Source organism: Methanobrevibacter sp. DSM 116169, assembly GCF_046197865.1.
Classification (GTDB): Archaea; Methanobacteriota; Methanobacteria; order Methanobacteriales; family Methanobacteriaceae; genus JAHKLT01.
In genome coordinates this window covers 1,269,707-1,293,346 of record NZ_CP166990.1, presented here as the reverse complement: position 1 = coordinate 1,293,346, position 23,640 = coordinate 1,269,707, and the positions used below count along the sequence as shown (strand labels likewise).

The following is a 23,640-nucleotide window of genomic DNA, read 5'->3' as shown; positions in this document are numbered from 1 at the left end:
ATTTTTTTATTTTTAGTCTAATATAAATTCACTTTAATTTTTTTTATTTAGAACTTCTTTTGTTATTACTTTGTATTTTTGAATATTTTTCATTATTTTTATTATTTTTTTTTAAAATTTCATATTGAATATTTAAATTTTTAATTATTTGTCAAAATATTTATATAGTTTCATTACACAAGAATTATATGTATAATTGCAAAGGAGGTGTAAATATTAAAAAAGAAATTCTAATTCTCTCTTTATTTTTTGTTTTGTTTTTTTTAATTAGTGGAGTTTCTGCAAATACATATAATGTAAGCTCAGATATGAATCATACAGATGTCCAAAACTATATAAATATTGCAAATGATGGAGATACAATAGAATTTGTTGATAATGGAGATTATTTTATTGGAGATACAATAAATGTAAATAAATCTGTAAATTTAATTTCAAATAATAATGCAACTTTAAAAGGTCATGAAAGTTTTGGTGAATATTGTTTTAGATTATCAGCATCTAATATTACAATATCTGGACTAAATTTTGAAGGATTTACTGTAGCTATTGGAAATAATGAAGGTGAAGCTCAATATAATCTCACAAACATTGTAATTACTAATAATATTATTAAAGAGAATTCATATGGGATTATAGTTTATGGAATTAATACATATATCTATAATAATACTGTTATAGATAATATGGGAACTGTAGATGGACAAGAACATCAATACAAGAATTATGGAATTACTACTTTTGGAAATAATGCTACAATAATTAATAATATTGTAGAAGGTAATAAATATGGAATTGCAAACTATGCTGTTAATGCTTCTATTTTAAATAATACTTTAAGAGGAAATGGTGTAGGATCAATGATTTTTAAACCTAATTATGCAGCTTTAGCTAATACTTATGATGGTATTGGAACTGTAATTGCAGGTAATATTATAGAAAATAATGTTGGTATGGGTATTAGAAATGATTGTGATCATGTTATAATAGAAAATAATACACTTATAAATAATACAAACTATGGAATTAAAAATCAGAATACAAATCATGATAAAAATATTACAAGTAACTATGTTTTAATAAAAAATAATATTATAAAAGACACTAAAAAATTAAACGGAGCCTTAAATGGTCATGGAATTTATAACCAAGGATTTAATTGTTATATTGAAGATAATACAATTTTTAATAATGCAGCAAGTGGAATTGAAGTTTCAAGTAGTGGAGATTTAACTTTAATTAATAATAATACAATATATCAAAATGAAGGAACTGGTGCTGTATTTAGAGGTATGAGAGGAACAATTTCAAATAATAATGTATATGATAATAATAAAAATGGAGTTCAATTATACAGTTCATTAATTGCTTTAAATGGAAATAATATTACTAATAATAGTGTTGCAGGTGTACTTGTACAGTTTAGTAATGCAAAATTAAATATTTTTAATAATTCTATAACTTATAATAATATAGCTATTGATATTTATGGTAATAATAATAGTTTAGGAATCTTAAATGATTCTATTTCAATGAATGATGAATACTATAATATTATTACTTTAAATGACAATGGTGTAAATGTTAGGGGAAATAGTAATATTATTTCACATTTATATGTAATCAATAATACTGGATATGGCTTTAATATTTCAAAAAACTATAATAATAATTATATTGCTAGTTCTAATATATTAGGAAATAACATTGGTATTATATCTACAGGATATAATAATACATATAATTATAACCGTATTTATAAAAATAAAGAAATTGGACTAGAAAATACAGGAAATAATACTAATGCTAATTTAAATTGGTGGGGTAGAAATGATCCTACAGATCAATTAACTAATACAGGAGATAATCTTAATTTTACTAACTGGTATGTATTAGAACTATCTGCAGGAGACTTTAATACAACTACTAATGCAACAATAAATGCAAGTGATATATATGCTATGGTTTTAAGCTATAAACTAAGCTTATTCAATGGTTCAAACAATAATGATAGTAAATTACCACATTTTCTTGTTACACCATATGATAAAAATGGAAAAATAACCACTGGTGATATTAGAATTACTTCAATAAGCTTAATAGCTCAAGGTGAATATGAGTTTATTAGAGCTATATCTGATGATGAAGATGTTATATTAGAAATTAAACTAGGAACAATAAACCTTAATAAAACTGTAAATAAAGATACTGCAAATATTGGTGATAATCTAACTTACACTATTACTATTTACAATAATGGTACTATAAATCTCACTAATTTAACTATTAATGATTCTATTCCTATTGGTTTAGATTATATAAGTTTTATAGGTAATAATTGGGAAAAAATTAATGATTATAATTGGATTTACAATATAAATTTAAAACCAGGAGAATCTACTAAATTAACATTACTTTTTAAAGTAAATGGAGATTATGTAGGTATAACTAATAACACAATTTTTATGAACACTAATCAAACTTTAATTCCAGATAATACTACAAGCCCTAATACTAACTTAACAAATGTTATTTTTGAAATTTCAAAAGTACCATCAACAAGTAGTTTAAAATATGGAGATTCAATTAACTATACTATTAATATTAAAAACATTGGTTTATCTGATGCTAGTAATATAGAATTAAAAGATTATATTCCAAATTATTTAAGTTATTTAGGTTTTACTGGTCTTAATTGGACTTATAATAATTTAACTAATAAATGGATTTATGAAAATATTTTAAAATCTGGTGAAATTACTCAATTAACTTTAATATTTAAAGTAGAAAATAATGCTCCTAGTATTATTAATAACACAGTAAATATTGGTTCTAATCAAACTCCTAATGAGAATATAACCAGCAATAATACAAATGTTTTAAAATTACAAACAATAACTACAATTAATAATGTTACAGCTTATCAAGGAGATACTGTTACTTTTAATGGAACTGTATATGATGAAAAAGGTAATCCTATTAGTGGTAATATTACTATGGCATTGCCAAATGGTGAAAATGTTATAATTAATGTAATAGATGGTGCTTTTAGCTATGATTGGACTATTCCTTATAATTTTAAAATTGGTGTTTATGGTACTGATGATTATTATAAAGGAAATAATTATTATGAATCATCTGAAGCTCATGGTATTGCAACAGTTCTTAAATTAAAAACTATAACAACAGTTAATGATGTAACTGGCAAAGTTGGGGATATTGTAACTATTTATGGAACTGTTTATGATGAGAAAAATAATCCTGTTAGAGAAGGCGTTTTAATATTAACTTTAGTAGATGGTTCAAAAGTTAATGTAAATGTTTTAAATGGAATATTTAGCTATGATTGGACTATTCCAGATAGTTTTATTGAAGGCAAATATCCAATTAGTGCAGAATTTATAGAAAATGATCATTACTATGGATCTAGTGCTATTAGTAATTTAATAGTTATTGCAGGTGAAAATTCAATACCAAATAATAGTACTAATGAAACTACTACTAATAATTTAACTAATAACTTAATTAATAATCATGTAAGTAGTTCATTAAATGAAAATGTTATGAAAAAAACTGGTAATCCTTTAGCTATTTTATTAATAGCTATTTTAAGTAGTTTATTCATACCTATAAGAAGAAAATTATAAAATTTTCTTTTTTTCTTTTTTTTTAATTAAAAATTTATTTAAACTTTAAAAAACATATAATAATATAAGATATTTTGAGGTGATAAAATGGATTTTACTTTATTAAGTCCTGAAGATGCGCACAATATGTTAAATGAAGATAAAAATATTTTACTTATTGATGTTAGATCAAATGAAGAATATAATGAAGGTCATATTGCTGGAAGTATTTCAATGCCTTTAGATGTAATTGATGAAGATATTTTAAGGGAAGTAGGAGATAAAAATAAGAAAATTCTCTTATATTGTAAATCCGGTCGTAGAAGTAAAATAGCTGCTGAAAAACTTCGCGATTTAGGATATACAAATATTTTTGTTCTTGATGGAGGAATTAATAATTGGAATTATGGACTTAGTTCTAATTAATTAATTTCAATATCTTTTTTTATTTTTTATTAACTCTTAGCTATTTAAAATCCTATTAATAATTTAATACAACTTTTTAATTAAATTATACAATGTTCAATTTTAATCTATTTTTTTATTTTATTATATAGTTTTATTTTTTTGTTCGTTTTTCGTTTTTAAACAATTTTCATGAAGCAAAACTATTATATTTGTTTAAATCAATAAATAGTATTGTATAAGAAATATCTACTATGTAATTAAAATCAATTTTAATTGAATATTTCATACTTTGTAGATATTCTATATAATTCAATACGAAGTTGGATTTTTTAATAAATAAAAATGGGAGGTAATTTATGAAATTGGATAAAAAGTCGCTGATAATCATTGCTTTGGTATTATCGGTAATGTTTTCAATAACGAGTATATCAGCTATTGACAATGAGTTAACTATTGAAAATGAAACTATTCAAAATGAAATAAATTATGCAACTATAGAAATAAATGATGATGAAGTCATCCTAGAAGGAGAAATTAGTCTATTTGCTACACGTACAGTAAATAGTCAAGCTGACTTATTAAATCTTAATACAGCGGGAAATTTATTAAGTAATGATGTAATAGTTATAGGGTCTGATTTTTCTTTTATTGGATCTGGATTTTTAAATATTAATGGATTAAATGGTATAACAATTGATGGTCAAGGCCATACAATCAATGCAAACTTTTTTGACTATGTATTTAGATTTACAAATTCATATGATATAACTGTAAAAAATCTAACAATTATTAATGGATATAATGGTGATGATGTAAATGGTAGTGGTGGAGGAGCTATTAGAATTTATGATTCTTCGTATAATATTTTAATTGATAATTGTACTTTTGAAAACAATACTGCTTTAAGAGAAGGTGGAGCTATTAGAGCTGTTCCTTCTGCTGGTGATATAACTATAAAAAATTCTATTTTTAGAAATAACACTGCTCAGCACGGTGGTGCTGTCATGGTTGGTGGAGGAACATCTTCTGCTAATTTAATTTTAATTGGAAATAATGTATTTGAAAATAATAGGGCAATAGGTAATGCTTCTTCAACAGAAGGTGCTGGTGGAGCAATAGATTTTGGAGCAAGTACGCTCACTATAACTGGAAACAATATTTTTAGAAATAATACTGCTTATAAAGGTGGCGCAATTCGTGCAGGACATGTAAGAACTACATCAACTAGTTTAATAATTGATGGAACAAATAAATTTTATAATAATACTGCTGCATCTGTTGAGGGTACTCCTACAGGTGGAGCTATTTATCTTGATTATAATGTAAACAGTTTAATAAATGGAAATAATGAATTTATAAATAACTCTGCTAGGAGTGTTGCGGGTACTGGTAATGGTGGAGCTATAACTTTAGATAGAAGTGACCTTACAATTAATGGAACTAATCTTTTTGATAATAATAGAGCTGCTAATAATGGTGGAGCTCTTTATGCAAGTAATAATGCAGGATATACATTACATGTAACTGGAAGAAATGAATTTTATAATAACTTTGGATCTCATGGTGGAGCTTTAAATGTTGGACAGGTTACTTTTATAGATGGAGCTATATTTGAAAATAATACTGCTTCATGGTCTGGAGGTGGAGCTATTGCTTCAATACGTGATGCTACTATTACAAATTGTATATTTGAACATAATCTTTTGGCTCGTGGTGGTGACGCTGCTAATAAACAAGGCGGTGGAGCTTTATCTTTAGGAGCTGCTGGATCAAATAAACCTGTTTATCTTATTGAAAATTGTACTTTTAAAAATAATTATGCATATGATGGTGGAGCTATTGGAATTGGATATGCGAATGGAAATGTTGCTAATGTGATTACTGTTGTTATTAATAATAATACATTTATCAATAACACAGAATATAATTCATATGGTGCAATAAATACTAATAGTAGTGGTATTTTTGTTGGAAATAATGCTCATGCTACTGTTTCTAATAATGAATTTTATCATTTTGATTCAAAAAGTCCAGAAGGCACAAAAAAGGATCCTTATGATAAATTGGGAATTATTTATAATATGGGAAAATTGTATTTAGAAAATAATATTATTGAAAGTTTATTTGAAATTAAAATTTATAATTATGGTCAAATAACATCTGAAGTGAATATAACCTTTTTTGAAAATAAAACTGAAATCGTTAACTATGGAGATATTGTTAATATTCCTGCATGGTTAGTTGACGATATGGGAAATAGAATCGCTGGATTAAATATAACATTTAGAATAAATGGAACCGATATAAGCAGTATTGGTACATATGATCCTAATACTGGAATATATTATATAAACTATGAAGCTATTGGACATGGAATACAAGTTATTACTGGTGATTATGCTGGTGTTCTTCCAGATTTTAGTAACTTAAACATTTATATAGGAATATTAGATATTAAAAAACCTGTATTTGATGTAAATAAAACAATTGATATTACTCAAGCTAATGTTGGAGATATAATTAACTATACAATTACAATCAAAAATATTGGTGATGGTAATGCATCTGAAGTAAATCTTACGGAATATCTTCCTGAAGGTTTAGAATATTATAATTATACAAATAATGGCTTATGGACTAAAGATCCAAATAATCTTATTTGGTCTTTAAATGAAAATTTAACAAGTGGAAATACAGTTACTTTAACAATACTGTTTAAAGTTGTTGGAAAAGTTAATGATATAATTAATAATACAGTAAATATTACTTCTAAACAAGATCCCGAAGGTAATAATACTACTAGTACAAATATTACAATTACAAATGTTACATTAGATGTTATTAAAATAGCAAGTGTAACTACAGCTAATGTTGGAGATATAATTGAATATAATATTACTGTTTACAATAGAGGAAATACTGGTGCTCATAATGTGAGTGTCACTGAAAGCATACCGAATGGTTTAGATTTAATTACTAATGCCGTTCCTGGTTGGCAATGGGATACTAAAAATAAATGGACTTATAATTTTGTTTTAGCTGCAGGTGGAAATGTTACTCTTATTTTACGTTTTAAAGTCTCAGGCAATGTGACTGGTAATATTACTAATGTTGTTACTGTTAAAAGTAATGAAACAAAAAATATTACTAATAATACTACAATTAAAACGAATAATGTTACTTTAGAAGCTATTAAAAAATCTAATGTTTCTAGTGCAAATGTTGGAGATTTAGTTGAATACAATATTACTATTAAAAATGTTGGTTCTACTAATGCTACTGGTGTTTATGTAATTGAAACTTTGCCTGATGGTTTAAATTTAACTAATACAAATATTCAGGGATGGATTTTTACTGGCCCTAATAAATGGACTTATAATGGAACTTTAGAAGGTGGAAAAAATATTACTTTAACTTTAATCTTTAAAGTTACAGGTAATGTAACTGGTCTTGTTAATAATACAATTACTGTTAAAAGTAATGAAACTAACAATGTTACAAATAATACAACTGTTATTGTATTAACTAATGTTACTTTAGATATTATTAAGAAAGCTAATGTTTCATCTGCTAATGTTGGTGATTTGATTAGTTATAATATTACTGTTTATAATAGAGGTAGTACAAGTGCTTCTGAAATTTATGTGATTGATTATTCTCATAATGGTTTGGAATTAGTTTCTAATAATGATCAAGATCTTTGGGTATATGCTGGTAATGGTAGATGGAATTATACTGGTGTTTTAGCTTCTAAGGGTAATGCTTCTTTGATTTTGGTTTTCCGTGTTCTTGGTAATGTTACTGGTGTTGTTAATAATACTGTTGTTACTAAGTCTAATGAGACTAAGAATAGTACTAATAATACTACTGGTGTTAATGTTACTAATGTTAATTTGACTGTTGTTAAGGTTGCTAATGTTTCATCTGCTAATGTTGGTGATTTGATTAGTTATAATATTACTGTTACTAATATTGGTACTTCTAATGCTACTGGTGTTTATGTGATTGATTATTTGCATAATGGTTTGGAATTAGTTTCTAATAATGATCAGGGCCTTTGGGTATATGCTGGTAATGGTAGATGGAATTATACTGGTGTTTTAGCTTCTAAGGGTAATGCTTCTTTGATTTTGGTTTTCCGTGTTCTTGGTAATGTTACTGGTGTTGTTAATAATACTGTTGTTACTAAGTCTAATGAGACTAAGAATAGTACTAATAATACTACTGGTGTTAATGTTACTAATGTTAATTTGACTGTTGTTAAGGTTGCTAATGTTTCATCTGCTAATGTTGGTGATTTGATTAGTTATAATATTACTGTTACTAATATTGGTACTTCTAATGCTACTGGTGTTTATGTGATTGATTATTTGCATAATGGTTTGGAATTAGTTTCTAATAATGATCAGGGCCTTTGGGTATATGCTGGTAATGGTAGATGGAATTATACTGGTGTTTTAGCTTCTAAGGGTAATGCTTCTTTGATTTTGGTTTTCCGTGTTCTTGGTAATGTTACTGGTGTTGTTAATAATACTGTTGTTACTAAGTCTAATGAGACTAAGAATAGTACTAATAATACTACTGGTGTTAATGTTACTAATGTTAATTTGACTGTTGTTAAGGTTGCTAATGTTTCATCTGCTAATGTTGGTGATTTGATTAGTTATAATATTACTGTTACTAATATTGGTACTTCTAATGCTACTGGTGTTTATGTGATTGATTATTTGCATAATGGTTTGGAATTAGTTTCTAATAATGATCAGGGCCTTTGGGTATATGCTGGTAATGGTAGATGGAATTATACTGGTGTTTTAGCTTCTAAGGGTAATGCTTCTTTGATTTTGGTTTTCCGTGTTCTTGGTAATGTTACTGGTGTTGTTAATAATACTGTTGTTACTAAGTCTAATGAGACTAAGAATAGTACTAATAATACTACTGGTGTTAATGTTACTAATGTTAATTTGACTGTTGTTAAGGTTGCTAATGTTTCATCTGCTAATGTTGGTGATTTGATTAGTTATAATATTACTGTTACTAATATTGGTACTTCTAATGCTACTGGTGTTTATGTGATTGATTATTTGCATAATGGTTTGGAATTAGTTTCTAATAATGATCAGGGCCTTTGGGTATATGCTGGTAATGGTAGATGGAATTATACTGGTGTTTTAGCTTCTAAGGGTAATGCTTCTTTGATTTTGGTTTTCCGTGTTCTTGGTAATGTTACTGGTGTTGTTAATAATACTGTTGTTACTAAGTCTAATGAGACTAAGAATAGTACTAATAATACTACTGGTGTTAATGTTACTAATGTTAATTTGACTGTTGTTAAGGTTGCTAATGTTTCATCTGCTAATGTTGGTGATTTGATTAGTTATAATATTACTGTTACTAATATTGGTACTTCTAATGCTACTGGTGTTTATGTGATTGATTATTTGCATAATGGTTTGGAATTAGTTTCTAATAATGATCAGGGCCTTTGGGTATATGCTGGTAATGGTAGATGGAATTATACTGGTGTTTTAGCTTCTAAGGGTAATGCTTCTTTGATTTTGGTTTTCCGTGTTCTTGGTAATGTTACTGGTGTTGTTAATAATACTGTTGTTACTAAGTCTAATGAGACTAAGAATAGTACTAATAATACTACTGGTGTTAATGTTACTAATGTTAATTTGACTGTTGTTAAGGTTGCTAATGTTTCATCTGCTAATGTTGGTGATTTGATTAGTTATAATATTACTGTTACTAATATTGGTACTTCTAATGCTACTGGTGTTTATGTGATTGATTATTTGCATAATGGTTTGGAATTAGTTTCTAATAATGATCAGGGCCTTTGGGTATATGCTGGTAATGGTAGATGGAATTATACTGGTGTTTTAGCTTCTAAGGGTAATGCTTCTTTGATTTTGGTTTTCCGTGTTCTTGGTAATGTTACTGGTGTTGTTAATAATACTGTTGTTACTAAGTCTAATGAGACTAAGAATAGTACTAATAATACTACTGGTGTTAATGTTACTAATGTTAATTTGACTGTTGTTAAGGTTGCTAATGTTTCATCTGCTAATGTTGGTGATTTGATTAGTTATAATATTACTGTTACTAATATTGGTACTTCTAATGCTACTGGTGTTTATGTGATTGATTATTTGCATAATGGTTTGGAATTAGTTTCTAATAATGATCAGGGCCTTTGGGTATATGCTGGTAATGGTAGATGGAATTATACTGGTGTTTTAGCTCCTAAGGGTAATGCTTCTTTGATTTTGGTTTTCCGTGTTCTTGGTAATGTTACTGGTGTTGTTAATAATACTGTTGTTACTAAGTCTAATGAGACTAAGAATAGTACTAATAATACTACTGGTGTTAATGTTACTAATGTTAATTTGACTGTTGTTAAGGTTGCTAATGTTTCATCTGCTAATATTGGTGATTTGATTAGTTATAATATTACTGTTACTAATATTGGTACTTCTAATGCTACTGGTGTTTATGTGATTGATTATTTGCATAATGGTTTGGAATTAGTTTCTAATAATGATCAGGGCCTTTGGGTATATGCTGGTAATGGTAGATGGAATTATACTGGTGTTTTAGCTTCTAAGGGTAATGCTTCTTTGATTTTGGTTTTCCGTGTTCTTGGTAATGTTACTGGTGTTGTTAATAATACTGTTGTTACTAAGTCTAATGAGACTAAGAATAGTACTAATAATACTACTGGTGTTAATGTTACTAATGTTAATTTGACTGTTGTTAAGGTTGCTAATGTTTCATCTGCTAATGTTGGTGATTTGATTAGTTATAATATTACTGTTACTAATATTGGTACTTCTAATGCTACTGGTGTTTATGTGATTGATTATTTGCATAATGGTTTGGAATTAGTTTCTAATAATGATCAGGGCCTTTGGGTATATGCTGGTAATGGTAGATGGAATTATACTGGTGTTTTAGCTCCTAAGGGTAATGCTTCTTTGATTTTGGTTTTCCGTGTTCTTGGTAATGTTACTGGTGTTGTTAATAATACTGTTGTTACTAAGTCTAATGAGACTAAGAATAGTACTAATAATACTACTGGTGTTAATGTTACTAATGTTAATTTGACTGTTGTTAAGGTTGCTAATGTTTCATCTGCTAATATTGGTGATTTGATTGAGTATAATATTACTGTGACTAATGTTGGTTCTACTAATGCTACTGGTGTTTATGTTGTTGAGTCTTTGCCTGATGGTTTGGATTTGATTATTGATGATCCTTGGACTGATTGGGTTTGGAATAATACTAATAAGTGGACTTATGTTGGTAATCTTACTAGTGGTGAAAGTGTTTCTTTGATTTTGCGTTTCCGTGTGTTGGGTAATGTTACTGGTCAGGTTAATAATACTGTTACTGTTAAGTCTAATGAGACTAAAAATAGTACTAATAATACAACTGATGTTAATGTGACCAATGTTATTTTAGATATTACTAAAAAAGCTAATACTACTAGTGCTATTAAAGGAGATATTATTGAATATAATATAACTGTTTTCAATAAAGGAAATATGAATGCTACGGGGGTTTATGTTACTGAATCTTTACCAGATGGATTACAATTAATAGATGATAATAATTATGGTAAATGGATAAAAAATGGTACTAATAGATGGGATTATAATGGAACTTTAGAAAATGGTACTAATATTGTTTTAACACTACGTTTCCGTGTTCTTGGTAATGTTACTGGTCAGGTTAATAATACTGTTACTGTTAAGTCTAATGAGACTAAGAATAGTACTAATAACACTACTACAATCGATGTAACTAATGTTACTTTGGAGGTTATTAAGTCTGCTAATGTTTCATCTGCTAATATTGGTGATTTGATTGAGTATAATATTACTGTGACTAATGTTGGTTCTACTAATGCTACTGTTGTTAAGGTTACTGAAAGTTTCCCTGATGGTTTGAATTTGACTAGTTATAATGTTGATGGTTGGACTTTTGTTGGTGATAGGAGTTGGACTTATAATGGTAATGTTACTTCTGGTGAGAGTGTTACTTTGACTTTAGTGTTTAAGGTTCTTGGTAATGTTACTGGTCAGGTTAATAATACTGTTACTGTTAAGTCTAATGAGACTAAGAATAGTACTAATAATACTACTGATGTTAATTTGACTAATGTTACTTTGAGTGTTATTAAGTCTGCTAATGTTTCATCTGCTAATATTGGTGATTTGATTGAGTATAATATTACTGTGACTAATGTTGGTTCTACTAATGCTACTGTTGTTAAGGTTACTGAAAGTTTCCCTGATGGTTTGAATTTGACTAGTTATAATGTTGATGGTTGGACTTTTGTTGGTGATAGGAGTTGGACTTATAATGGTAATGTTACTTCTGGTGAGAGTGTTACTTTGACTTTAGTGTTTAAGGTTCTTGGTAATGTTACTGGTCAGGTTAATAATACTGTTACTGTTAAGTCTAATGAGACTAAGAATAGTACTAATAACACTACTACAATCGATGTAACTAATGTTACTTTGGAGGTTATTAAGTCTGCTAATGTTTCATCTGCTAATATTGGTGATTTGATTGAGTATAATATTACTGTGACTAATGTTGGTTCTACTAATGCTACTGTTGTTAAGGTTACTGAAAGTTTCCCTGATGGTTTGAATTTGACTAGTTATAATGTTGATGGTTGGACTTTTGTTGGTGATAGGAGTTGGACTTATAATGGTAATGTTACTTCTGGTGAGAGTGTTACTTTGACTTTAGTGTTTAAGGTTCTTGGTAATGTTACTGGTCAGGTTAATAATACTGTTACTGTTAAGTCTAATGAGACTAAGAATAGTACTAATAATACTACTGATGTTAATTTGACTAATGTTACTTTGGAGGTTATTAAGTCTGCTAATGTTTCATCTGCTAATATTGGTGATTTGATTGAGTATAATATTACTGTGACTAATGTTGGTTCTACTAATGCTACTGTTGTTAAGGTTACTGAAAGTTTCCCTGATGGTTTGAATTTGACTAGTTATAATGTTGATGGTTGGACTTTTGTTGGTGATAGGAGTTGGACTTATAATGGTAATGTTACTTCTGGTGAGAGTGTTACTTTGACTTTAGTGTTTAAGGTTCTTGGTAATGTTACTGGTCAGGTTAATAATACTGTTACTGTTAAGTCTAATGAGACTAAGAATAGTACTAATAATACTACTGATGTTAATTTGACTAATGTTACTTTGGAGGTTATTAAGTCTGCTAATGTTTCATCTGCTAATATTGGTGATTTGATTGAGTATAATATTACTGTGACTAATGTTGGTTCTACTAATGCTACTGTTGTTAAGGTTACTGAAAGTTTCCCTGATGGTTTGAATTTGACTAGTTATAATGTTGATGGTTGGACTTTTGTTGGTGATAGGAGTTGGACTTATAATGGTAATGTTACTTCTGGTGAGAGTGTTACTTTGACTTTAGTGTTTAAGGTTCTTGGTAATGTTACTGGTCAGGTTAATAATACTGTTACTGTTAAGTCTAATGAGACTAAGAATAGTACTAATAATACTACTGATGTTAATTTGACTAATGTTACTTTGAGTGTTATTAAGTCTGCTAATGTTTCATCTGCTAATATTGGTGATTTGATTGAGTATAATATTACTGTGACTAATGTTGGTTCTACTAATGCTACTGTTGTTAAGGTTACTGAAAGTTTCCCTGATGGTTTGAATTTGACTAGTTATAATGTTGATGGTTGGACTTTTGTTGGTGATAGGAGTTGGACTTATAATGGTAATGTTACTTCTGGTGAGAGTGTTACTTTGACTTTAGTGTTTAAGGTTCTTGGTAATGTTACTGGTCAGGTTAATAATACTGTTACTGTTAAGTCTAATGAGACTAAGAATAGTACTAATAATACTACTGGTGTTAATGTTACTAATGTTAATTTGAGTGTTATTAAGTCTGCTAATGTTTCATCTGCTAATATTGGTGATTTGATTGAGTATAATATTACTGTGACTAATGTTGGTTCTACTAATGCTACTGTTGTTAAGGTTACTGAGTCTTTCCCTGATGGTTTGAATTTGACTAGTTATAATGTTGATGGTTGGACTTTTGTTGGTGATAGGAGTTGGACTTATAATGGTAATGTTACTTCTGGTGAGAGTGTTACTTTGACTTTAGTGTTTAAGGTTCTTGGTAATGTTACTGGTCAGGTTAATAATACTGTTACTGTTAAGTCTAATGAGACTAAGAATAGTACTAATAATACTACTGATGTTAATTTGACTAATGTTACTTTGAGTGTTATTAAGTCTGCTAATGTTTCATCTGCTAATATTGGTGATTTGATTGAGTATAATATTACTGTGACTAATGTTGGTTCTACTAATGCTACTGTTGTTAAGGTTACTGAGTCTTTCCCTGATGGTTTGAATTTGACTAGTTATAATGTTGATGGTTGGACTTTTGTTGGTGATAGGAGTTGGACTTATAATGGTAATGTTACTTCTGGTGAGAGTGTTACTTTGACTTTAGTGTTTAAGGTTCTTGGTAATGTTACTGGTCAGGTTAATAATACTGTTACTGTTAAGTCTAATGAGACTAAGAATAGTACTAATAATACTACTGGTGTTAATGTTACTAATGTTAATTTGAGTGTTATTAAGTCTGCTAATGTTTCATCTGCTAATATTGGTGATTTGATTGAGTATAATATTACTGTGACTAATGTTGGTTCTACTAATGCTACTGTTGTTAAGGTTACTGAGTCTTTCCCTGATGGTTTGAATTTGACTAGTTATAATGTTGATGGTTGGACTTTTGTTGGTGATAGGAGTTGGACTTATAATGGTAATGTTACTTCTGGTGAGAGTGTTACTTTGACTTTAGTGTTTAAGGTTCTTGGTAATGTTACTGGTCAGGTTAATAATACTGTTACTGTTAAGTCTAATGAGACTAAGAATAGTACTAATAATACTACTGATGTTAATTTGACTAATGTTACTTTGAGTGTTATTAAGTCTGCTAATGTTTCATCTGCTAATGTTGGTGATTTGGTTGAGTATAATATTACTGTGACTAATGTGGGTTCTACTAATGCTACTGTGGTTACTGTTAGTGAGGTTTTCCCTGATGGTTTGAATTTGACTAATACTAATGTTAATGGTTGGACTTATAATGGTGATAGGAGTTGGACTTATAATGGTAATCTTACTGCTGGTGAGAATGTTACTTTGACTTTAGTGTTTAAGGTTCTTGGTAATGTTACTGGTCAGGTTAATAATACTGTTACTGTTAAGTCTAATGAGACTAAGAATAGTACTAATAATACTACTGATGTTAATTTGACTAATGTTACTTTGAGTGTTATTAAGTCTGCTAATGTTTCATCTGCTAATGTTGGTGATTTGGTTGAGTATAATATTACTGTGACTAATGTGGGTTCTACTAATGCTACTGTTGTTAAGGTTACTGAAAGTTTCCCTGATGGTTTGAATTTGACTAATACTAATGTTAATGGTTGGACTTATAATGGTGATAGGAGTTGGACTTATAATGGTAATCTTACTGCTGGTGAGAATGTTACTTTGACTTTAGTGTTTAAGGTTCTTGGTAATGTTACTGGTCAGGTTAATAATACTGTTACTGTTAAGTCTAATGAGACTAAGAATAGTACTAATAATACTACTGATGTTAATTTGACTAATGTTACTTTGGATATTAGTAAAATACCTTCTAATACTAGTATTAAATTCAATGAATATCTTAATTACACAATTATTATAACTAATTTAGGTACTACTGGTGCTACTGGTATTACTGTAATTGATCAGATTCCTGTTGGTTTAACTTATGTTGGATTTAGTGGTGATGGTTGGTATTATGATAATAGTACTGGAAAATGGATTTATAATAATGTTTTAGCTGGTGGCAATACTACTGAATTAGTATTAACTTTCTTAGTAAATGGCGCTGCTAATGTTACATATATTATTAATAATACTGTTAATGTAACATCTAATCAAACTCCTGGAGGTAATAATACAACTAGTAATAACACAAATGTTTCTAAATTACATACTGTTAGTATGGTAATTGGATTTACTAGTAAAGCTGGTCAAACTGTTTTAATTACTGGTACTGTATATGATGAACATGGTGACCCTATTACTGGGCCTGCTAAAGTTACAATGCCTAATGGTGAGGTAATTGATGTAAGTGTTGTTAATGGTATGTTTTCATTTAATTGGACTGTTCCATATGGTATTAAGATTGGTTATGGTAATATTTCTGTAGCTTATGATGGTAATGAAATTTATTATCCTTCTAATGGTACTAATATTACTTTAATTTTAAAACTTCATACTAATACTACTGTGGAAGATGTTACTGGTAAGCCTGGTGAAAATGTTATTATTAGAGGTAATGTTACTGATGAAAATGGTAATACTGTTCCTAATGGTACTGTTATTTTAACTTTACCAGATGGATTTAAAGTTACTGTTCCTGTTGTTGATGGTAAGTTTGAATATCCATGGACTATTCCTAAGAACTTCAAAAAAGGTAAATATCCTATTCATGCTGAGTTCTTAGAAAATGAATATTACTATGGATCTAATGGTACTGGTACTTTAACTGTTATAGTTGATCCTACTCCAGGACCTACTCCAACTCCTACACCATCTCCTAATGATGATGATAATGATAGTAACTTAGATATTGAAAACACTATGGAAAAAACTGGAAACCCAATAGCTTTATTATTATTGGTTTTGATTTCTGGTTTATTAATTCCATTAAGAAGAAAATTATAATTTTTCTTCTTTTTTTATTTTTTTTATATAATAACATATATATTTCTTAACTTATTTTCATTATTTTAATATAGTATTATTATTTTAAATGTAATAATCTTTAATTAAAATATATTTTACTTATAAATTTTCTTTTTAATCACTCGTTATTTTAATTTAATTCAATGTTTCTAATTATTATTTATCATTTTTAAAATTTCATCATTTATTTTCAAATAAATAAAATTTTCATAAATTTTTAATTAAATGAGGAATTTAAGAATTTTAATAATAGTTATAATAAACAATTTAAAATTAATTAATTATTATTTTTTATTTTATCTAAAATAGCTCATTAGTTTAATTAAAGAAAAATTAATACCATGGAAGAATATTGCCAATTCATTTTTTTCTCAATAATTCTATATAATCGAATAAATTGAAGAATCTTCAAATTTATTTTATTTTATCTTAATTAAATTAATAATTATTAATATAATCTTTTTTATGGTATTAATGGTGTTCAAATTTTAAAATTAAGGTTTTATCAGGCTTTATTTTAATGTATTTTTTTCATTTTTTAATGGTGTAAATCTTCTGATTTTATATATGAATAGCTAAATACTATTAATAAGGATTTTTTTATTAATCTGTTATATAGAATAAATAATAAAATTTATTTTTTAATATAAATTATAAGAAGGAAATTATATGTCATATGTTGATAAAGTTTTAGAAAAAATTGAAGAAAAAAACCGTGGTGAACCAGAATTTATTCAAGCTGCAACTGAAATATTGGAATCTTTAAGACCAATGTTTGGTTTAAATCCTGAATATGAAAAAGCAGCACTTTTAGAGAGAATTTTAATTCCTGAAAGAGCAATAATCTTTAGAGTTCCTTGGGTTGATGATGAAGGTAAAATTCGTGTACACAAAGGTTTTAGAGTTCAATTTAATAGTGCTGTAGGTCCTTATAAAGGAGGAATTAGATTCCATCCTTCAGTAAATCTTTCTGTTATGAAATTCTTAGCATTTGAACAAATATTTAAAAATGGATTAACTGGTCTTTCTATTGGTGGAGCTAAAGGTGGAAGTAATTTTAATCCTAAAGGAAAATCTGATAATGAAATCATGAGTTTCTGTCAAAGTTTCATGAGTGAACTTTATAAATACATTGGCCCGGATACTGATGTTCCAGCAGGGGATATTGGTGTTGGTGGTAGAGAAATTGGTTATTTATTCGGCCAATATAAAAAACTTACTGGTATTCATGCAGGTGTTTTAACTGGTGCAGGACTTGATTTTGGTGGTTCATATGTTAGAACTGAAGCTACAGGTTATGGTTTAGGATATATTATGGATAATGCTTTAAAAGCTCGTGGAGAATCTTTTGAAGGAAAAGATGTTGTAATATCTGGATCTGGAAATGTTGCAATTTATGCAGCTGAGAAGGTAGAACAACTTGGTGGTAAAGTTATTTCTATGTCTGATTCATCTGGTTATATTCATGATCCTGATGGAATTTCTTTAGCTGATGTAAAACAATTAAAAGAAGTTGAAAGAAAAAGAATTTCAGAATATGCTGAACTTAAACCTAATGCAGAATTCTATTGTGGATGTTCTGATATTTGGAATCTTCCATGTGATGTGGCTCTTCCTTGTGCTACTCAAAATGAATTAGATACAAAATCTGCTGAGACTCTTATATCTAATGGAGTTAAATATGTTGGTGAAGGAGCTAATATGCCAACAACTCTTGAAGCAACAAATAAATTTTTAGATGCAGGTATTATTCTTTTACCAGGTAAAGCAGCTAATGCAGGTGGAGTTGCAACAAGTGCTCTTGAAATGTCTCAAAGAAGTATGCGTATTCCTTGGACTTTTGAAGAAGTTGATAAAAAACTCCAAGACATTATGAGTGGAATATACAAAAATATTGATACTGCAGCAGCAGAACATGGATTTAAAGATAATTATATTAGAGGAGCTAATATTGCAGGATTTTTAAAAGTATCTCGTGCAATGATGGCTCAAGGCGTTGTATAAACACTTAAAATTTAAAAATAAGAATTATATTTAATTCTTATTACTTTTTTTCTTTTTTTATTTTCCTATTTTAATTGATTTTTAATTTTTCATAGTAAACTACTAATTATATAAAAAACATAATTATACATAACGAACATGGAGGTAATTTTATGAAAGTTTTTACTATGGGTTCTTCAGGTCAAAAAGCTGAAGAATTTTTTAAAACAATTGATGAAAATAATATTGAGATGGTTCTTGATGTTAGATTGCATAATCATTCTCAATTATTAGGATTTACTAAAGGGACAGATTTAGGATTCTTTTTAGATAAGATTTCCTCATGTGATTATATACACGATGAAAATTTCTGCCCTAAAGAAGAAATTTTAGATCAATATCGTAAAAAAGAGATTGGTTGGGATGGTTATAGAGATAGTTATCTTGGACTAATCGATGAAAGAGATATGAAATCTATTTATGATAAAAAATATAATCATTATGATAATATTTTATTATTATGTAGTGAAAAAAGTCCTGATACATGTCATAGGATTCTTTTAGCTCCAGTATTAGCTGATAATGAAGAAGATATTACTCATTTACACTAATTTTTTCTTTTTTTTTAAAAAATGAGGCAATAATATGTTATCTAATAAAGTTAATATTGAAAAATTAAAACAAAGCGAAACTAGCACTTTAACTTATGGATCTAGGTATTTTTCTGAACCAATTCCAAAATATGAAATGCCTAAAGAGGGAATGCCTCCTCAAGCTGCATATCGTTTAATTCATGATGAGTTAAATCTTGATGGTAATCCTAATTTAAATCTTGCTAGTTTTGTTACAACATGGATGGAACCAGAAGCTGATTTATTAATATCTGAAAATAATGGTAAAAATTTTGTTGATAATGATGAATATCCTCAAACAGAAATAATCCAAAATAGAGTAGTTAATATGTTAGCCAGATTATATAATGTTCCTGAGGATTGTAATTTTATTGGAACTAGTACAATCGGTTCATCTGAGGCAATAATGCTTGCAATTCTTGCACATAAATGGTCTTGGAGAAAAAGCAGAGAACAAAAAAATTTAGATATTTCCAGACCAAACATTGTTATTGGTGCAGATGTACATGTTGTTTGGAAGAAACTAGCTAAATATTTTGATGTAGAGCTTCGAATGGTTCCAATGGAAGATGGAGATTATATTTTAAATGCTAATAAGGCTGAAAAATATATAGATGAAAATACAATAGCTGTAGGGGTTGTACTTGGAACTACTTTTACAGGACAAATTGATGAAATTGAAAATCTTAATGATTTTTTAGAAAATCTTAAAGAAAATGAAGGATGGGATATTCCAATTCATGTTGATGCTGCTAGTGGTGGTTTTGTAATTCCTTTTACTGAACCTAATTTTAAATGGGATTTTAGATTATCTCAGGTAAGATCTATTAATGTTTCTGGTCATAAGTATGGGCTTGTTTATCCTGGTGTAGGATGGCTTATTTTTAAAGATGAAAAATATTTAGATGATGATTTAGTTTTCCATGTAAATTATTTAGGAGGAGTTATTCCAACATTTAACCTTAATTTTTCAAAAGGAAGTAGTATGATTTTAGCACAATATTATAATCTGCTTAGATTAGGTTATGAAGGTTACTTTAAAATAATTAAGAACCTTTTAGAAATAACTAATTATTTGGGAGATTTACTCGTTAAAACTAATGTTTTTGAATTATTAAACCCAAAATTAAGACTTCCTATAATAGCAATTAAGATTAAAAAAGAATTTCAGGATTTTTTTACAGTTTTTGATATTTCTGATAAACTCAGAGAAAAAGGATGGTTAGTTCCAGCTTATACTTTACCTGAAAATGCAGAAAATATAGCTGTTTTAAGAATTGTTATAAAAGAAAATTTTAGTAGGGAAATGGCAGATTTATTAATAAATGATTTAAATATTATTTTTAAAGAATATAAAGATAAAATAGGAAATAAAAAAGAATCTAATAAACCATTAATTAATATTTTCTAAAATTATCTAAAAAGGAATTTGATACCAAGTTTATAAGCAATTTTTAAATACCATTTTTCAAATTCTTTTTTAACATTTTCTAATTCATCCATAATAGGTATGTTTTGAGGGCATTTTTTCTCACATGCTCCACATCGTGTACAATTAGAAGCTGCAGAATTATCATAGCTAGTAGCATTAAAATAATTAATAGCTGGTGATAATCCTCCAAATAATGACTTATCATTATAACATGTAAAGGATGTTGGAATGTCAACATTTTTTGGACAAGGCAAGCAATATCCACAACTTGTGCACTGAACTTTAATTTTTTTATGTATTTCTTTTTTTACAGATTCTAACATTTGTTTATCATCATCAGTTAATGAATTTGGAGTAATATCTGAGAAGATTTTTATATTTTCTTCAATATCTTTTTCTTCATTCATTCCAGATAATACTACTTGAACATTTGGATTATCAGCTGCCCATCTAAAAGCCCATTCTGCAGGACTTCTTTTAATTTTATAATTTTCAATTATCTTTTTAGCTTCATTAGGTATTTGATTAACAAGTAAACCTCCTCTTAATGGTTCCATTGCAATTACTCCAATATTTTTTGAAGCTGCATAATTTATTCCCTCAGATCCTGCTTGGTATTTATCATCAATATAATTATATTGAACCATACAAAAATCCCAATCATAATCATCAATAATTTTTTTAAAGTTTTTTATATTACCATGATATGAAAAACCAATATTTATAATTCTTCCTTTATCTTTTTCTAGTTTAAAAAAATCTAAAACTCCAATATCTTTTAAATAATTCCATTCTTCAAAACTGGCAAGACTATGAATTAATATATTATCAAGATAATCTGTTTTAAGCATTTTTAATTGTTTTTCAAATATTTCACTAAAATCTTCATATTTTTTTATTTTAGGTCCTGGAATTTTTGTAGCGATTTTAACCTTATCTCTATATCCTTGAGATAATATTTCTCCTAATGTTTCTTCACTACCATAATACAAGTATGCAGTATCGAAATAATTTATTCCATTATTAATAGCTTCGATAATTTGTTTTTCTGTTCTTTTTTTATCGATTATTCCATTTTTCCGTGGAAATCTCATACATCCATAACCTAATAAAGATATTTCATCTTCAATTTTAGGCATTTTCCTATACTTCATCTTCTACCTTTTTTTTTTAATGGTTATTTAATAAATTTTATTAAACATTTTCCTTAATTTACTATTAAAAATTAATAGTTCTCAAAAATATTATATTTTTCTAGTACTTAAATTAATAATACATATAAAATTTAGTTACACCAAAATATTTATAAAATAATAAAATTATAAATAAATTTAATGTTTAGCAATTTATATAATTTTATTTCTAGTCAATTTTCAAATCCTAGAGGTGGTTTTGGATCTTTCATAACTTTATTTATGAATAAGATGAATAATAAACAATATAAATCAATTTTAGATAATATTGATATTAAAAACAATGATGCAGTATTAGATATTGGTTTTGGAAATGGATATGTAATTGAGAAAATCTTAAAAAAGAATCCTAAAAAAGCTTATGGGATTGATATTTCACAAGATATGCTTAAAACTACTAGTAAAAAACTTAAAAGTGATATTAATTCTGGAAAATTAGATTTAAAAATAGCTAATGTAAAAGATTTACCTTATGATGAGGACTTTTTTAATAAAATATATACAATAAATACTATGTATTTTTGGGATGAACCTGTAAAAAGTTTTAAAGAAATTAAAAGATGTTTAAAAACCGATGGTATCTTTTTAAATGCCTTCTTATCAAAAGATTTCTTACTTAAGACAAAATTTACTGAAAATAACTTTAATAAATATACAATTGATGAGGTAAAAGAAATGATGAATAAAGCAGATCTTGAGATAATTGATATTATTGAAATATCTAAAAATAGAATGTATTGTATAATTTCAAAATAAAAAAAGAGAAGGACTAATTTTGTTGTCCTTCTGCAGCTTGTGCTGATTCATAATCAGTTAAAATTGTGTCAGCTTTTGTTACCCAATCAACATCTTCTTGAGCAGCAATTTTTAAGTATTTTCTGCTGATATGTTCTTCTTCAGTTTGTTCTTTAACTAAAGTTTCTTGAAGCCAATTAAAGGTTTCCCAATCATTTGCTTCTTTTGCACTACTAACAATATTATAGATTAATTGAGTTGTTTCAATTTCTTTATCTAAAGTTTGAGAAAAAGTATCTACATTATCTTTAATAGGATTTGTAACTGCTTCTACAGCAGGATATTTAAATTCAACATCAGCATAATCTAATCTATCTACAATCCATTGGTGATGTAGGAGTTCTTCATTAGCCCTTCCAATATAATATGTCTCTAATTTATCTAGGCCTTTAACTGCAAAATAATTTGCAAATGTTCTATATAGATTATGGTTATATAGCTCATGAGAAATTTGTTTTACAAGTAAATCAGCAGTTTTATCATCAATAGCTGATTTTCTCCTTTGTTCAATAGTTTCATTTGAAATTTTCATAAAATCACCTCTTTTTAAAATAAAAAAATTTCAATAAATAGACATATTTACATTATATTATATGTTTTTTAAACTATATATAATTTTTTATTAAAATAAAAAGACAATTTCTAAAAAAATTCAATAAAAAATCAAAATGATATATAATTCATTAATAAATAATATTTAATTGTCCATATTGATAGTTTAATTAAATATTATTA

General features: G+C 27.4%; 9 protein-coding genes. 7 read left to right on the top strand and 2 right to left on the bottom strand.

Going from position 1 to position 23,640, the window contains the following annotated elements:
- Window positions 1-188 precede the first annotated feature (188 nt).
- The 6 genes from ACA134_RS06335 (at window position 189) to ACA134_RS06310 (ending at window position 20,896) form a co-directional block, all read left to right on the top strand.
- Window positions 189-3,647 carry a right-handed parallel beta-helix repeat-containing protein gene (locus tag ACA134_RS06335; RefSeq protein WP_409199579.1) on the top strand — a complete coding sequence of 1,153 codons (3,459 nt, stop codon included), beginning with the start codon at window positions 189-191 and terminating at the stop codon, window positions 3,645-3,647.
- Between the two features lie 87 nt (window positions 3,648-3,734).
- Window positions 3,735-4,052 carry a rhodanese-like domain-containing protein gene (locus ACA134_RS06330; RefSeq protein ID WP_409199578.1) on the top strand — a complete coding sequence of 106 codons (318 nt, stop codon included), beginning with the start codon at window positions 3,735-3,737 and terminating at the stop codon, window positions 4,050-4,052.
- A gap of 389 nt (window positions 4,053-4,441) precedes the next feature.
- Window positions 4,442-16,849 (top strand): beta strand repeat-containing protein, encoded by a 12,408-nt coding sequence (locus ACA134_RS06325; protein ID WP_409199577.1) that lies wholly within the window; start codon window positions 4,442-4,444, stop codon window positions 16,847-16,849.
- 690 nt (window positions 16,850-17,539) lie between these two features.
- Window positions 17,540-18,874, top strand: a complete 1,335-nt coding sequence (gene gdhA, locus ACA134_RS06320) for an NADP-specific glutamate dehydrogenase (RefSeq protein WP_409199576.1) — start codon at window positions 17,540-17,542, stop codon at window positions 18,872-18,874.
- Window positions 18,875-19,026: 152 nt separating this feature from the next.
- Window positions 19,027-19,464, top strand: a complete 438-nt coding sequence (locus tag ACA134_RS06315; protein WP_409199575.1) for a DUF488 family protein — start codon at window positions 19,027-19,029, stop codon at window positions 19,462-19,464.
- Between the two features lie 34 nt (window positions 19,465-19,498).
- Complete coding sequence (locus tag ACA134_RS06310; RefSeq protein ID WP_409199574.1) at window positions 19,499-20,896, top strand: glutamate decarboxylase; 1,398 nt, start codon at window positions 19,499-19,501, stop codon at window positions 20,894-20,896.
- Between the two features lie 2 nt (window positions 20,897-20,898).
- Here the strand turns inward: ACA134_RS06310 and ACA134_RS06305 are convergent, their stop codons facing one another.
- The gene (locus ACA134_RS06305) at window positions 20,899-22,071 is read right to left on the bottom strand and encodes an aldo/keto reductase (protein WP_409199573.1); all 1,173 of its coding nucleotides are present in this window, start codon (window positions 22,069-22,071) and stop codon (window positions 20,899-20,901) included.
- Window positions 22,072-22,251: 180 nt separating this feature from the next.
- On the opposite strand from ACA134_RS06305, the gene ACA134_RS06300 reads away from it, so the two are divergent.
- The gene (locus ACA134_RS06300) at window positions 22,252-22,866 is read left to right on the top strand and encodes a class I SAM-dependent methyltransferase (RefSeq protein WP_409199572.1); all 615 of its coding nucleotides are present in this window, start codon (window positions 22,252-22,254) and stop codon (window positions 22,864-22,866) included.
- Between the two features lie 13 nt (window positions 22,867-22,879).
- On the opposite strand, the gene ACA134_RS06295 is transcribed toward ACA134_RS06300, so the two are convergent.
- Complete coding sequence (locus ACA134_RS06295; RefSeq protein ID WP_409199571.1) at window positions 22,880-23,437, bottom strand: ferritin; 558 nt, start codon at window positions 23,435-23,437, stop codon at window positions 22,880-22,882.
- Between the last annotated feature and the right edge of the window lie 203 nt (window positions 23,438-23,640).